Origin of the sequence: Kitasatospora sp. NPDC097643, assembly GCF_040302625.1 — a bacterium.
GTDB lineage: Bacteria > Actinomycetota > Actinomycetes > Streptomycetales > Streptomycetaceae > Kitasatospora.
The window spans coordinates 78,712-92,706 of sequence record NZ_JBEOSA010000023.1; the positions used below are offsets into that span (position 1 = coordinate 78,712).

Sequence of the window (13,995 nt, forward strand, 5' to 3'; positions counted from 1 at the left end):
CGGGGTGCTGCTTCCACTCAACCTCGGCCGGGCGGTGCGCACCACCGGTGGTCACCTGGAGCGGGTGATTCCGCCCCGGTCCCGCGCCCTGCCCGGCCCCGGGCGGCGCCCGACCGGGCCGGCCTCCGCCCGCCGGTCGCCGCCCCCGATCTTCACCCCCACGGGGTGAGGCGGCCGATCCGTCCCCACCGCAACCTGGACCCAGCGGAGCTGCGGGTCCGACCCGCGGACGGGACGAAAGGCAGTCGCTCATGGCAGAGATCCAGCGGCAGGTCCTGCCGATCCCGGACATCCCGCGCCCGGGACCGATCACGTACGACGCCAAGGACCCGGACACGTCCTTCCCGCCGATCCGGCCGCTGCGGCCGCCGGAGAGGGCACCGAACGTGCTGATCGTGATGCTCGACGACGTCGGGTACGACCGCTACATCCAACCCGGGGAACGCATCCGGATCGCCATGGCCCGCCAGTGACGCGGACCCGCCCAACCTTCCCGACCCTTCCTGACCCTTCCTGCCCCCGACACCGGAGACGACCATGCAGACCGCAACGAACCTCGCCACGACCAGCCTGGCCAGCGACTACCCGCTGCTCAACCTCTTCTGGACCACCTGCATCATCTTCCTCTGGATCCTGTGGTTCATGCTGCTGTTCCGGATCATCGCGGACATCTTCCGCGACGACGACCTGGGCGGCGGGGGCAAGACGGGGTGGTGCATCTTCGTCGTCCTGCTGCCGTTCCTCGGCGTCTTCGTCTACCTGATCGCCCGCGGTACGGGCATGGGCAAGCGGGAGCTGGCCCACGTCCAGAAGCAGCAGGCGGAGTTCCGTGAGTACGTCCGCGAGACCGCGGCCCCGACCGGCAGCACCGCCGACGAACTCGCCAAGCTCTCCGACCTCAAGGCCCGCGGCACCATCACCGAGGAGGAGTACGCGGCGGCCAAGGCCAAGATCCTGGCCTGATCCCGCGAGCCGCCTGATCCCGCAAGCCCAGACAGGAGCGCACGACATGTTGGACATCGGCCCGGTCGAGTACGTCGTCATCGCCTTCCCCGGTAACCGGTTCAAGGGCGAGATCGTCCCGGAGCTGAAGCGGCTGGTCGACAACGGGATCGTCCGGATCCTCGACCTGACCTTCGTGAAGAAGGACGCGGACGGCACGACCAGTCACGTCGAACTGCAGATGCTCGACCCCGAGGAGGCCTCGCTGTTCCTCGAAGTCGACGGGGAGGTCGGCGGTCTGTTCAGCGACGAGGACCTCGACCTCATCGCCCAGGAACTCGTGCCCAACTCCTCGGCGGCACTGCTCGCCTGGGAGAACACCTGGGCCGCCCCGATGGTCCAGGCCGTCGCCGGGGCCGGCGGCCTGGTGGTGGCGCACGAGCGGATCCCGGCCCCGGTCGTGGCGCTGGCGTTGGAGGCGGCCGCCGCGGCGGCGGCGGAGGCGGAGGCCTGACCCCGTATCCACCCCGGTTCACCTTGGTTCAACCTCGGTTCACCTCCGTTCATCTCGGTTCATCTCGGTTGAGAGGAGCACCATCATGTTGGGTCGTCGACTGGCCCGTGGCGGACGTCCAGGCCTCGTCGGAACCGCCGCCCGCACCGCCGTGGTCGCCGGAACCGCGACCGCCGTCTCCGGCCGGGTGGCCAGGCACCAGGCCGAGAAGGCAGCCGCCGAAGAGGCGGTCGCCGCACCGCCCCCGCCTCCGCCTCCCGCGCAGGCGCCGGCGGGCGGCTCGGACGCGATCGCCAACCTGGAGCGCCTTGCCCAGCTCCACGAACAGGGAGCGCTCAGCGACGCCGAGTTCGCCGTCGCGAAGTCCCGGCTGCTCGGTCTCTGACCTCCGCCCTCACCACCCCCGGTCGCTGCCCCCGGCCCTCACCCTCGGGCTCCGCCCCCGGCCCTCACCGCGGATCGAGACGGCGCCGCCGCCGGAGCGTGGCCGACTCGGCCACGCTCTCCCGCAGGCCGGGGGTGGCGGCCGCGGCCCGCTCGTACCAGCGGCCGTAGCGCTCGGAGAGCACCACCGCGGAGGCGCCGTGCAGCAGCACACTGAGGCCGACCGTGATCGCGACCACCCTGGTGATCAGCTCCACCCCGCGGACGTGCTGCTCCGCGACCAGGAGTCCGAGCACGATCGAGGCGAGGCCACGGGGACCGAACCACCCGATGTAGGCCAGCGTGGGCGGTCGCAGCCGCGCTCCGGCCAGGGCGACGAGGACCGGGACCGTGCGGACCACGGTGAGGCTGAGCAGCGCGTAGCCGACGATCCGCCAGTCGAGGTGCTGCAGTGCCGGGCCGAGCATCACCGCGCCGAACACCAGCAGACTGAGCATGGCCAGCAGCGCGCCCAGGTACTCGGCCAGGTCGGCCGTCCGGTCGCCCTCCTCGGGCACCGGCGGTTCGCTGTGGCGCAGCGCGTAGGCGAAGGCGAATCCCGCGACCCACGCGGCGATGAAGCCGCTTCCCTCGGTGACCACCGCCAGGCCGTAGGCGCCCACGGCCACCGCGAGCACGTAGATCTGGCGCCATTCGAGGGTCACCCAGCCGCGGCCGCTCGACAGTTGCAGCAGCCGGCCGCCGACTCCGCCGACGACCAGCCCGAGCACGGTGCTCAACACCAGCGCCCGCCAGACCGTGCCGTCCATCCCCTCCTCGGCGTAGCTGGTGCCGGGGATGGCGGCCAGGAACAGCACGAAGAGCGGCAGCACCATGCCGTCGTTGAGTCCGCTCTCGACGTTCAGCGCCTGGCGCACCATCAACGGCACCCGGGGGTTGGAGATGGCGCTGATGCCCAGCGCGGCGTCGGTGGGAGCCAGCACGGCGCCCACCAGCGCCAGCTCCCACACGGTGAGCCCCGGCAACAGCGGCCACGCCAGGAGCCACCCCAGCCCGACGCTGAGCACCAGTCCGAGCCCCAGCAGCCGGCCGGGCAGGGCACCGCCCGTCCGCAGCTCCCTCGCCCGCACGGCCATGGCATCGGTGAACAGCACCAGGGTCAGGGCAGCCTCCAGCAGGCCGAGCAGCAGCCCGCTGTCGTGCCGCAGGCTCACCAGGTCGAGACCGACGGGCCCGAGCAGGATGCCGAAGCCGACGAACACGATCGCGGAGGAGACCGGCGTCCGCCCGAGGCGCTGCGAGCCGAGCGCATAGGCGGCGGTCACACCGCTGACGGCCACCACGGTCCAGGCCGTGTCACTCATGGAACCTCCGCTGACGCGCTCTCCCGGGCATGCGCTCCACTCTGGGGCAGCCTCCGGACACGCACCGCGACCGACGCGCCCGCACCCGGTGACGGCCGACCCACGTCGGAACCACGGCGGGACCACGGCGGCCCGTCCCGCGGCTGTCGGGTGAGCCGGTGGGGAGAGACGATGGGAGGCACCGCACCGCACGGGTCCTGGCGCGGCTGTCAGCACCCGCGCCCGGCAGAAGGAGGCGGAGCATGGATGCTTCCTCCGAACCGCCACGGGTGACGCCGTCCGAGCCGGGTGGCCTGCTGGACGTGCTGGGCGTCGCCGCGGCGCTGCTGGACGCGAACGGGCGGATCCTGCTGTGGAGCCCGCAGGCGCAGGACCTGTTCGGCTGGACCGCCGAGGAGGCACTCGGCCGGTACGCGGCGAAGCTGCTCGTACGGGAGGAGCACGTCGGCCTCGTCCTCGACCTGTTCGCCAACGTGATGGGCGGTTCCGGGCCGTGGGCAGGGGTGTTCCCGGTGCGGCACAAGGACGGCGGTACCCGGCTGATCGAGTTCCGCAACATGCGCCTCCAGGACGCGCACGGCGGCTTCTACGCCCTGGGCATCGCCACCGACGTCGGCGTGCTGCGCGGTGTCGAACGTGATCTGGCCCTGTCCGTGCGACTGGTCGCGCAGTCCCCGATCGGGCTGGCGGTCTTCGACCCCGAGCTGCGGTTCGTCCTGGTCAACCCGGCGCTGGAGCGCATCAACGGCCTGCCGGCCGAACACCACCTCGGCCGCACCGTCCGGGAGACGCTGCCCTTCCTCGACACGGACGACGTCGAGGACGTGATGCGGCGGGTCCTGGCCACCGGCACGCCCCGGCTCGACCACTTCACGACCGGCCGCACGCCCGCCGACCCCGACCACGACCACTCCTGGCTGGTGTCCTACTACCGCCTGGACGACCCCGCCGGGCGGGTGATCGGGCTGGCGACCTCGGTTCTGGACGTCACCGAGAGCCGACGCGCGGCCACCGAGGCCGCGAAGACCAGGCGACGGCTGGTGCTCATCGCCGAGGCCTCGGCCCGCATCGGGACCACCCTCGGCCTCGACCAGACCGCCCGGGAGCTGGCCGACCTCGTCGTCCCGGAGCTCGCGGACGTCGCCGCCGTGGACGTCCTCGACTCGGTGCTGGAACCGCGCACCAACACCGGGCCCGTCACCGGGCCGGCGACCTTCCGCGCCCTGGCCGTCCGGGCCACCCGTCCCGGCGCCGCCGTCCGCGCCGCCGACCCGCCCGGCGAGATCGCCAAGTACGACGCCAACCGCCTGGTCACCCGGAGCGTCAGAACCGGCCGCCCCGTCCTCGTCGCCCGCGTTCGCGAAGCGGACCTGCCCGGCATCGCCCGCGACGACGCGGGCGCCGCTCTCCTCGCCGAGGCGGGCCTGCACTCCTACCTGGCCGTACCGCTGACCGCCCGCGGCGAGGTCCTCGGCGCGCTGGACCTCAAACGCACCGACAACCCGTTGCCGTTCGACGAGGACGACGTGATCCTGGCCGGCGAGCTGGCCGCCCGCGCCGCCGTCTGCATCGACAACGCCCGCTGGTACCAGAGCCAGCGCAACGCCGCCCTCACCCTCCAGCGCCACCTCCTCCCCCGCCCGCCACCGCACGCCGTCGGACTGCGGATCGCCTACCGCTACCAGCCCGCGGCCGCCGTCTCCGAGGCCGGCGGCGACTGGTTCGACGCCATCACCCTCACCGACGACAGAACCGCGCTCGTCGTGGGCGACGTCATGGGCCACGGCATCAACGCCGCCGCCGCCATGGGTCAGCTCCGCACCGCCACCCGTACCCTGGCCGGCCTCGACCTCGACCCCGCCCAGGTGCTCCGCCACCTGGACCGCACCACCGCCGGCCTCGACGACACCATCGCCACCTGCGTCTACGCCGTCTTCGACCCGCGCCGGCGACAGTGCCGCATCGCCCTCGCCGGCCACCTTCCCCCCGCCCTGGTCCGGCCCACCGACCCACCCGAACTGCTCACCCTCCCGACCGGCACGCCCCTGGGGGTCGGCGACGTCGCCTTCCGCACCACCACGCTCGACCTGCGCCCCGGAGACCGCCTCCTGCTGTACACCGACGGCCTCGTCGAGACCCGCGACCAGCCCATCGACGCCCGCCTCGACCTCCTCCTCGACCTCCTCACCGGCCCGCCCCTCGCCCTGGAAGCCACCACCGACCACCTCCTGACCGCGCTGCGCCACCCGGACGACCAGGACGACGTCGCCCTCCTCATCGCCGAAGTCACCTGACGACCCGCGGCGCCCGGACGAGCGCTGGTGGTTCGGATTCGCCGGGAGGCGGTGCGGACCGCCGGTCAGGGTGCGGCGAACAGCCCGGGGAAGCCCAGGGCCAGCCGGGGCCGGCGGCCCCAGGCGAGCACCTTGCCCCGGGCGAGGGCGCCGGTGGCGGTGCAGCGGCCCAGCGCGATGAGGAGGAACGCCACCGGCTCGGTGCGGATCGTGCAGTCCGGGCGGCGCGGCGGCTCCTGGCTCACCACGGCGGTGCCGTCCGTGAAGGTCACCGCGAAGCCGCCGAGGCCGCGCACCCGCAGCCGGTAGCAGGCGCTGTGGCCCGCGGCGCGGGCGCTCAGCACCCACGGCATCACCGCCCGCACGAACGGCATCGTCAGCCCGACGCGGTACGGGTCGATCGGGTGCGGCCGCCCGAGCGCGACGGCGATGTCGTAGAGGTGGCCCAGCATGTGGGTCAGCAGGTAGGCACCGAGGGTGTCCAGGTCCATCGGGCCGAGCGGGGTCCGCACCGGCTCGGTGCCGGCGCGCGGGGCGGCGGCCACCGCGAACTCCCGGGCCAGCCGGGCGATCGCCTCCGCGAGCACGGCCGGGTCCCGCTCCGGCCGCTCGGCCAGCGAGGCCGCGTTCGCCGCCGCCAGCGAAGCCGGAGTGCCGTCCCCGTACGGCCGTTCCTCACCGGCGGCCAGCGCGACCATCAGCTCGTTGGCCATCGCCAGGTGGGCGGCGGCCTCGGCGACCGTCCACTCGGCACCGGGTATCGGGGTCTCGCCGCGGCAGTCGGCGAGCAGGGCGACGGCCTCGCCGCCGACCGCGGTGATCGCCTCGAACAGCGCGGTACGCGCGGCGCCGGAGTGGTGCTGGGGGGACTGGAGCGTCATGGAGGTGAAGACTGACCGACCCCCGCGCCGCTGTCCAGACCCGACGTACGGGCCGGTCGCTCTCCGGTCAGTGTTCGCGCCGGGCGGCCCGGTCCAGGACGCCGGTGATCGTCGAGGGGCCGACGCCGCAGAGGCGCAGGACGCTTCGGGCGAGAGCATCGGCGGCGTCCTGGAGCGTCATCCGTCCGGTGGCGACCTCGCCTCCCGCGGCGTGGCCGAGTGCGACGACGGCGGTCGCGAGCCAGGCGGTCGGCAGGTCGTGAGTGAACTCGCCGGACTCCTGTCCCCTCCTGAGCACGCGGTCGAGGTGGTCGTTCACCGGTTCATGGCGGGTTTCGTCGGCCCGGGCCCGGGCCTGGGCCTCGGTGTCGCGGTCGCTGTCCACTGCTGCTGCGCCAGCGGTGAGGGCGCCCAGCAGCAGTGGGTACCGCTGGATCGTTCGCCAACTCACGTCGAGCAGACGGAGCAGAGCGTCCACGGCGGGGCCGTCGTCCAGGGCAGCGGCCTCCATGGCCGCCACCGCCTCGCCGGTGATCGCGTCGATCACCGCGCTCACGAGTGCGTCACGGGACTTGAAGTGGGCGTAGACGGTCTGGCGACTCACCCCCGCGCCCCCGGCGATCTCCTCGACGCTCGCGTTCGGCTGAGCGGCCAGGATTTCCGTGGCGGCCCTCAGGATCGCTTCCGCGCTGCGATCGGCGTCGGTGCGGCGCCGCCGGCGTCGGGGGGTCGTTTGCTCTGACATCTTGTCAAGATTAGCAGGGACCCTTATGTTTGACGTCATGTCAAACTTAACGAGCACAGCCGGACCTGGATCGCGCACGGCCGGGCTCCGCCGACGCGCCGTGCTGCGGGCCGGCGCGATGGCGGTGGCGGCCGGAACCGCAGCAACCGTCCAGTCATCGGGGCGAGCGACCGCGCAACCGGCCGACCCCGCCCTCGCGTTGACCGGCGTCACCGTCGTCGACGCCACCGGACGGCCGCCACGCCGGGACATGACCGTGCTCATCCGGGGGCAGCGGATCGCGGCGCTGGGGGCCCGGGCCGAGGTCGCGCTGCCGCCCGGCGCCGAGATCATCGACCTGCCGGGCAGGTACCTGATCCCCGGGCTGGTCGACGCCCACGTGCACAGCATCCCCTCGGAACGGATCTCACCGCCGCTCTACCTCGCCAACGGCGTCACCACCGTCCGGGAGATGTCCGGCACTCCCCTCCTGCACCAATGGCGCGACCGGGTCGAGCGGGGCGAGCTGCTCGGACCGCGGTCGGTCATCGCCAGCCGCATCATCGACGGCGCTCCCACCATCGGCGACCCCGCCCAGTTCGTCGAGGTCGCCACCGAGACGCAGGCACGACAGGCGGTGCGCCAGGCCAAGGCGGACGGCGCCGACTTCGTCAAGGTGTATTCCAGGCTGCCGGACGACCTGCACCGGGTGATCGCGGACGAGGCACGGCGGCAGGGGATCCGTTTCGCCGGGCACTGTCCGGACGCCGTCGCGCTGAGCACGGCCAGCGCGAGGGGGCAGTGCAGCGTCGAGCACCTCTACTCGACCTGGTACGACACCTCCACCCGGGAGCAGGAACTGCGCGCGCGGGTCGCCGAGTTGAAGATCGGCCGCGGCGACTTCGTCAGCTGGCTGCACGAGATCCACCGGCTGGAGTGGGACGCGGCCACCAGCTACAGCCCGCGCAAGGCCGCCACCGTGTTCGCCACCCTGGCCCGCAACCGCACCCGCATCGTCCCCACCCTCGTCACGTACCGGATGCTCGACCGGCCGGACGACGTGGCGCTGAGCGACGACCGGCTGAAGTACGTTCCGGTGGCGGTGGCCGAGGGCTGGCGCTGGGCACTGGAGAACCTCATCAAGGGCGGTCGGACCCCCGAGGAGAGCGCCCAGCGACGCGCCCTGCTCGATCTCCGGCTGGCCTTCGTCGGCGAGCTGGAGCGCGCCCGGGTACCGGTGCTCGCCGGCACCGACGCCGGAGACCTGCCGTACGTCATCCCGGGATTCGGCCTGCACGACGAGCTCGCGGCCCTCGTGGACGCCGGGTTCTCACCCCTGCGCGCCCTCCAGGCCGCGACCCTCGAACCCGCCCGCTTCCTCGGCCTGGCCCACTCCATCGGCACGGTCGAACCCGGCAAGACCGCCGACCTCGTCGTCCTGGACGCCGACCCGCTGGCCGACATCCGCAACACCACGCGCATCCACACCGTCCTGGTCCGCGGGCACCGCATCGGCCCGGAGCAACGGGCCCGCATGCTGGCCGACGTCGCAACCGCCGCCGCCGAGCCCACCGAAGCCGGCCCCTCCGGGACTTGAGCAGAACCCGGCCACCCGCCCGCCCGCCGTCCTACCGACCAGGAGTCCCACCATGCGCCTCCGGCTCGTCAACGCGCTCGCCCTGCTGTCCACCGGCCTGCTCGCCGGCGCCTTCGGCTACGGCGCCGTCAATGTCGCGACCACCTTCAACGTGGTCCCGCTCGACGTCCGCCTCACCTTCCACTCGGCCCTGATGCGGATGAACGGCCCGGTCATGCAGACCACCAGCGGTCGGCGACGTGACGTTCAGCCCCGACGGAAGACCCTTGCCAGCAGTAGTTACGACGGCACCGTACGGCTGTGGAGCATGGCCACCGACAGGACCACCGCCACGCTCAGCGCCTCCACCCGTGCGGTCGACTCCGTGGCGTTCAGCCCCGACGGCAAGACCCTCGTCAACGGCGGGACGCTGATGGTGTGGGACGTCGCCACCGGCCGCAACACCGCCACCCTCACCGGCCACACCGCCGAGGTCCTCTCGGTGGCGTTCAGCCCGGACGGCGAGACCATCGCGCGACGCCATCGTGCTGCTGCGCGAGGACCACCGGGAAGTGCGGCGTCTGTTCCGCGAGTACCGCGGGCTCGTGGCGGGCGACGGGCAGGGCGGCGAGGACGCCCGGCGCGAGAAGGTCGAGCGGATCGTCGAGGAGCTGACCGTCCACACCTATCTGGAGGACGAACTCTTCTACCCCAGGCTCCGGCAGGAGGTGCCGGGCTTGGCCGACGACATGGACCGCGCCAGGGAGGAGCACCACGTCGCCGACCTGCTCTGCGAGGAGCTGATCCGGATGACCCCCGCCGACGCGGGCTACGACGCCAAGGCCGCCGTGCTGATCGACGCGGTCGAGCGGCACATCGACGAGGAGGAGAGCTCCTGGTTCCCGAAGGTCCGGGCCGCACTCGGCCGCAAGGAACTCCGGGAGATGGGCGAGCGGATGCAGGCCGTGCGCGAGACCGCGCCGCGCCACCCCCACCGGCAGCGGCAGCGGCAGCGGCAGCGGCATGCTGCACCGCATCGCCGACGCACTGGAGGGCTGAACGGTCCCGCCACCGTGGCCCGCGAACTCGCCGACTCGTCGAGCGGCTGAAGGACTTCCTGACCCCGGACGGACCGCACTCGTGACCGGCGCGGGCACGCAAGCCGCGCGACCGACCGGCCGGCGGGTTCGTCACCGGCGGGCGGGCCCGTCGGGGGTGCCGGTCCGAGGTGGCCAGGGCTGAGTGGCAAGGCTCTGACGGAGGGCTTCGAGGCGAGCCAGGCAGGTGTCGAGGGTGGCGAGGGCGGCGGTGTTCTGTTCGCGGATCCGCAGTTCGATGGCGGCGAGCCGGCCCTCGATGTGCTGCCAGCGGTCCTGGGCGGCGGCGAGAGGGTCAGCCGCGTCGTTGGTCACTGTCATGGCGCAGGCGTTCGGTGTGGTGGGCGAGGTCGTCGAGGCGGGCAGCGAGGTCGGGGTGGGCGTCGGCGAGGTGGGGCCGCATGCCGGTCAGGGGCGCTATGAGGTCGGCCGGGTCGGTGGCCCCGAGGGCGGCGGTGAGGGCGTCCAGTGCGGACCCGGCGGCCGGCGCGTGGCCGGGCGCGGCGGTGATCTGCGCGGCGAGGACGCGCAGCGCGGCGCCGTGGTCGCGGGCCCAGACGGTGACGGCGCGGTCGGCGGCCCGGCGGTCGCGCACGGCCTTGACCCGCTCGGCACCGGTCTCCGCGCCGGCGGAAGTGCTGCCGGCGGGACGCAGGCGCAGGTAGCGGTTCTCGGCGGCCTGGCGGCTGGCGACGCCCATCGGGTGGGCGAGGTCCGCCCAGGTCGCTCCGCCGGCGCGGGCGGCCTCGACCAGCGGGGCCTCCCAGTCCGCGAGCTGGGCACGCAGTTCGCGGAGCAGGGCCAGGGCGGCGAGAGCCTGCTCGGCACCGTCCTCAGTGGCGTCCTGGGAGGCGGCGGCGGGTGCGCGGGCGGCGCGAACGGCGTCGTCGATGACGGCGAGGGCCGCCGCGGCGGCGAGGAAGGAGACCGGCTCAGGGCCGGGCCCGGACTTGGGCGGCTGCCTACTCATGCCGTCATTCTACAGACGACACTCCCCATTTGTCATCGGATGGATGACGTGCTACAACGGAGTCAGGTGAAGCGCACTGGCACCCATCGACCAGTGGAGGTGATCCGCGATGCTGCTGCGCACCGATCCGTTCCGCGAGCTGGACCGCCTGACCCAGCAATTCCTCAACACGACCGGCACCTGGTCCCGTCCGACTCCCATGCCGCTGGACGCCTATCGCGCCGGCGAGGAGTACGTGATCTGCTTCGACCTGCCCGGAGTGGACCCGGAGGCGATCGACATCGACGTCGAGCGCAACATGGTGACCGTCAAGGCCGAGCGCCGGCCGCACCGGCAGGGCGACGACGTGAAGTGGGAGCTGGCCGAGCGCCCGCTCGGAGTCTTCTCCCGCCAGGTCATGCTCTCCGACACCCTCGACCCGGAAGGCATCACCGCCGACTACGACGCCGGCGTGCTGACCCTGAAGGTCCCGGTCGCCGAGAAGGCCAAGCCCCGCAAGATCGCCATCGGCCACAGCGACGGCCGCAAGCAGATCCAGGCCTGACCCCTCCCGGAAACCGTCCCGTGCCGTACCTGATCCCTCCCCCCGGCGGTGCGGCACGGGACCCACCCCCTTGTCCACTCCCGAACCGCTCCTGACGCCGAAGTGAGGAGAGCGCGATGACACTGCGCTGGGAGACGTTCCTGGACAGGGTCCGGGAACGCGGCGAGTACGACACGCCAGAGGAGGCGGAACGATCCGCCCGCGTCGTCCTGGCCCTGCTCGGCGCCCACCTGGTCGGCGCCGTGCGCGCCGATCTCGCAGCCCGCCTGCCCGAGACCCTCGCCCTCGTCCTGCTCAACCCCCTGGAGGCCGCCGAACCGCTCAGCCCCGAACGGTTCGTGCGCGCCACCGCCGCCTGGATCGAAGGCGCCACCGAAGCCACGGCCCTGTGGGACATCGGCGCCGTCCTGTCCACCGTGGCCGATGCCGCCGGGAAGCGCCTCATGGAGCAGGTCCTGCTCCAACTGCCGCCCGGATACGACCTCCTCTTCGGCCGCCCCGTCGCCGACCGACGTCCTTGACCCCTCCCCGGGCCCGCCGCGGCCGGCTCTACCTGGAAGGTGCCCTCGTCCCGGACGATCACCGTGCCCGTGCCGTACTCGGCGAGGGTGTCATTCGTGGTGAGCCCCTTCGGCCGCTCGATCGCGCCCGGCTCTCGTGGTCCGGGCCAGGACGAGCAGCACGAGCCGTTCGACCTGCGGGATCAGCGGGGGCGCCGCCACCGCGACGGCGACGGACGCGGCGACGCCCGCCCAGGCCACCGGGCCGAGCGGGGTGCACCCGAAGAAGCGGCTCACACCCGGCGTCCGCACGACGGCGGCGAGTGCGGCGGCCGAGCCCAGGACCGTCGCGAGGACCAGCGGGCTGCGCCGCCCGCCTCGGCCTCCCCGCGGACCACCTCGTCACCACCTGGCCGCGCGACCGCCTCCTCACGTGGGCCCGGAGTGGAACGTCCACCTGACCAGCCGGCCGCCTCGGACCGTGCGGCAGCTGTGCGCCCGGCCCTGCTTCAGGCGAGGTCGGCGGCGGGCTCGGTCGCGTAGCGGCTCATCGCGTCGATGTTGGCCTGTGGCGTCAACGGCCGGCCGTCGGCGAGCGCCTGCTGGAGGTCCCGGAAGTACTGCACGTACAGGTCGGGGGTGAACGTGCTGAGCATGACGGCGGGTTGGTCGGTCGGGTTGGCGAAGGTGTGCGGGGTCCCGGGCGGAACCACCACGAGTGTGCCTGCGGTGGCGTCGTGGTCCTCTTCCCCGACGGTGAACCGCACCGTCCCGGACAGGATGTAGAAGCCCTCGTCGTGCTGGGCATGGCGGTGCTGCGGCGGTCCCTGGGTGTGCGGGGCGAGGACGGACTCGGCGATCGCGAGGCGGTGCCCGGTGTGGCTGCCGTCCTCCAGGACGCGCATGCGCGTGGTGCCCAGGACGATCGTCTCGCCGTCGCCGGGGCCCACCACCGATACGGTGGGCTCGACCTGCGGCGCGTTGGTCTCTGCTTCTTCGGTCATGGTCACCAGTGCACCGCCGGGGGCCAACCGGTGTCCAAGACCCGTCCCGCCGCGCCGATACCCCGTGGGTATCTTTGCAGCGTGGAGCTACGGATCCTGCGCTATTTCGTGGCCGTCGCCGAGGAACTCCACTTCGGCCGGGCAGCCACCCGACTGCACATGAGTCAGCCGCCGCTGAGCCGGGCGATCAAGCAGTTGGAGGCCGATGTCGGGGCCCTGCTGTTCGCCCGCTCGCCCATCGGCGTCACGCTCACTCCGGTGGGCGTGGTGCTGCTCGACGAGGCGCGGGCCCTGCTCGACCATGCCGACCGCGTCCGGGCACGGGTGAGCGCGGCAGCCGGCGCCGCGACCATCACGGTCGGCATCCTGGGCGACGGCACCGACCCGGGAGTGGCCAGGCTGGCCGCCGCCTACCGCCGGACCCACCCCGGCATCGACATCCGCATCCGCGACACCGATCTGACCGACCCGACGTGCGGGCTGCGCGCCGGACTGGTCGACGTCGCCCTGACCCGGGCGCCGTTCGACGAGACCGCCCTGACGGTGCGTGCGCTGCGAACCGATCCGGTCGGCGTGGTCCTGCGCGCCGACGATCCGCTGGCCCGCCGCGACCGGCTGCGGCTGGCCGAGCTGAGCGACCGCCGCTGGTTCCAGTTCCCGCAGAGCACCGACCCCGTCTGGCAGTCCTACTGGAACGGCGGCACACCGCGCGAGGGCCCAGTGGTGCGCGCCGTCCAGGAATGCCTTCACGCCGTGCTGTGGAACGGCACGGTCGGCCTGGCCCCGCTCGGCCACGACCTGCCCGCGGAGTTGGCCGTGGTGCCGCTGATCGACATGGTGCCGAGCCGAGTGGTGGCGGTGTGGAACGAAAGTGACACCAATCCGTTGATCCGCTCCTTCGTCGAGATCGCGACAGCCGCCTACCGTCACTGAGCGCAGGCAACTCTGAAACTGCGTCAACTCGCTTCGGAAACCGGCGAGAGACCCCGCCCCGGTGTCTCACATTCGAGATCCATCGACCGACACAGCAGCAGTTCAGCAGCGTGAGACAGCTGTGGGACAGGCGCTCGCGCCGTCAGTCCACGCCCGCCGACCGTCCGAGGAGCCTAAAGTTCTGCTCCGACGCCGAGGAAACGGCCTTCACGGGCGCACGCGACTGCGCGCTCGGGAGTTCGAGCACGGACCTCTGATTCCGGCCGCA

At 72.9% G+C, this 13,995-nt stretch carries 17 protein-coding genes and 1 pseudogene; 11 read left to right on the top strand and 7 right to left on the bottom strand.

Annotation, left to right across the window (positions count from 1 at the left end; all coding sequences use genetic code 11):
- Nucleotides 1–251: 251 nt before the first annotated feature.
- The 4 genes from ABTY15_RS17165 (at nt 252) to ABTY15_RS17180 (ending at nt 1,841) form a co-directional block, all read left to right on the top strand.
- The gene (locus ABTY15_RS17165; RefSeq protein WP_350588888.1) at nt 252–473 is read left to right on the top strand and encodes a hypothetical protein; all 222 of its coding nucleotides are present in this window, start codon (nt 252–254) and stop codon (nt 471–473) included.
- Between the two features lie 64 nt (nt 474–537).
- Nucleotides 538–963, top strand: a complete 426-nt coding sequence (locus ABTY15_RS17170) for an SHOCT domain-containing protein (protein WP_350588891.1) — start codon at nt 538–540, stop codon at nt 961–963.
- A gap of 46 nt (nt 964–1,009) precedes the next feature.
- On the top strand, nt 1,010–1,456 hold the full coding sequence (locus ABTY15_RS17175; protein ID WP_350588892.1) for a DUF6325 family protein: 447 nt from the start codon (nt 1,010–1,012) through the stop codon (nt 1,454–1,456).
- 85 nt (nt 1,457–1,541) lie between these two features.
- On the top strand, nt 1,542–1,841 hold the full coding sequence (locus ABTY15_RS17180) for an SHOCT domain-containing protein (protein WP_350588894.1): 300 nt from the start codon (nt 1,542–1,544) through the stop codon (nt 1,839–1,841).
- Between the two features lie 64 nt (nt 1,842–1,905).
- On the opposite strand, the gene ABTY15_RS17185 is transcribed toward ABTY15_RS17180, so the two are convergent.
- Nucleotides 1,906–3,204: a cation:proton antiporter domain-containing protein gene (locus ABTY15_RS17185; RefSeq protein ID WP_350588903.1), complete on the bottom strand. Its 1,299-nt coding sequence runs from the start codon at nt 3,202–3,204 to the stop codon at nt 1,906–1,908.
- Nucleotides 3,205–3,446: 242 nt separating this feature from the next.
- Here ABTY15_RS17185 and ABTY15_RS17190 point away from each other — a divergent pair, with 242 nt between their 5' ends.
- On the top strand, nt 3,447–5,498 hold the full coding sequence (locus ABTY15_RS17190; RefSeq protein ID WP_350588905.1) for a SpoIIE family protein phosphatase: 2,052 nt from the start codon (nt 3,447–3,449) through the stop codon (nt 5,496–5,498).
- Between the two features lie 65 nt (nt 5,499–5,563).
- On the opposite strand, the gene ABTY15_RS17195 is transcribed toward ABTY15_RS17190, so the two are convergent.
- Together ABTY15_RS17195 and ABTY15_RS17200 are read right to left on the bottom strand one after the other, a co-directional pair.
- Entirely contained in the window at nt 5,564–6,379 is an 816-nt protein-coding gene (locus ABTY15_RS17195; protein ID WP_350588909.1) for a maleylpyruvate isomerase family mycothiol-dependent enzyme, read from the bottom strand.
- A 67-nt stretch (nt 6,380–6,446) separates the two neighbouring features.
- Nucleotides 6,447–7,124, bottom strand: a complete 678-nt coding sequence (locus ABTY15_RS17200; protein ID WP_350588910.1) for a TetR/AcrR family transcriptional regulator — start codon at nt 7,122–7,124, stop codon at nt 6,447–6,449.
- A 37-nt stretch (nt 7,125–7,161) separates the two neighbouring features.
- Here ABTY15_RS17200 and ABTY15_RS17205 point away from each other — a divergent pair, with 37 nt between their 5' ends.
- The 3 genes and pseudogenes from ABTY15_RS17205 to ABTY15_RS17215 all read left to right on the top strand — a co-directional run bounded on the left by ABTY15_RS17205 (nt 7,162) and on the right by ABTY15_RS17215 (nt 9,788).
- Nucleotides 7,162–8,700, top strand: a complete 1,539-nt coding sequence (locus ABTY15_RS17205) for an amidohydrolase family protein (protein ID WP_350588911.1) — start codon at nt 7,162–7,164, stop codon at nt 8,698–8,700.
- Between the two features lie 214 nt (nt 8,701–8,914).
- Nucleotides 8,915–9,181, top strand: a pseudogene (locus ABTY15_RS17210) (WD40 repeat domain-containing protein); the annotation flags it as partial.
- Between the two features lie 43 nt (nt 9,182–9,224).
- Complete coding sequence (locus tag ABTY15_RS17215) at nt 9,225–9,788, top strand: hemerythrin domain-containing protein (protein WP_350588912.1); 564 nt, start codon at nt 9,225–9,227, stop codon at nt 9,786–9,788.
- Nucleotides 9,789–9,869: 81 nt separating this feature from the next.
- Here ABTY15_RS17215 and ABTY15_RS17220 read toward each other — a convergent pair whose 3' ends face one another.
- Complete coding sequence (locus ABTY15_RS17220) at nt 9,870–10,097, bottom strand: hypothetical protein (protein WP_350588913.1); 228 nt, start codon at nt 10,095–10,097, stop codon at nt 9,870–9,872.
- A complete protein-coding gene (locus ABTY15_RS17225) occupies nt 10,072–10,746 on the bottom strand; it encodes a hypothetical protein (protein ID WP_350588914.1) in 675 nt (224 codons plus the stop codon). The genes ABTY15_RS17220 and ABTY15_RS17225 overlap by 26 nt, the downstream gene beginning before the upstream one ends.
- Before the next feature lie 109 nt (nt 10,747–10,855).
- Here ABTY15_RS17225 and ABTY15_RS17230 point away from each other — a divergent pair, with 109 nt between their 5' ends.
- Both ABTY15_RS17230 and ABTY15_RS17235 read left to right on the top strand, forming a co-directional pair.
- Nucleotides 10,856–11,290, top strand: coding sequence for an Hsp20/alpha crystallin family protein (locus tag ABTY15_RS17230; protein WP_350588915.1), 435 nt, complete (start codon nt 10,856–10,858; stop codon nt 11,288–11,290).
- A 116-nt stretch (nt 11,291–11,406) separates the two neighbouring features.
- Nucleotides 11,407–11,811 (top strand): DUF2267 domain-containing protein, encoded by a 405-nt coding sequence (locus tag ABTY15_RS17235; RefSeq protein ID WP_350588916.1) that lies wholly within the window; start codon nt 11,407–11,409, stop codon nt 11,809–11,811.
- Between the two features lie 90 nt (nt 11,812–11,901).
- On the opposite strand, the gene ABTY15_RS17240 is transcribed toward ABTY15_RS17235, so the two are convergent.
- Nucleotides 11,902–12,087, bottom strand: a complete 186-nt coding sequence (locus ABTY15_RS17240) for a hypothetical protein (RefSeq protein ID WP_350588917.1) — start codon at nt 12,085–12,087, stop codon at nt 11,902–11,904.
- Between the two features lie 212 nt (nt 12,088–12,299).
- Entirely contained in the window at nt 12,300–12,794 is a 495-nt protein-coding gene (locus tag ABTY15_RS17245; protein WP_350588918.1) for a cupin domain-containing protein, read from the bottom strand.
- A gap of 81 nt (nt 12,795–12,875) precedes the next feature.
- Here ABTY15_RS17245 and ABTY15_RS17250 point away from each other — a divergent pair, with 81 nt between their 5' ends.
- Nucleotides 12,876–13,727: a LysR family transcriptional regulator gene (locus ABTY15_RS17250; RefSeq protein WP_350588919.1), complete on the top strand. Its 852-nt coding sequence runs from the start codon at nt 12,876–12,878 to the stop codon at nt 13,725–13,727.
- Nucleotides 13,728–13,995: the final 268 nt, after the last annotated feature.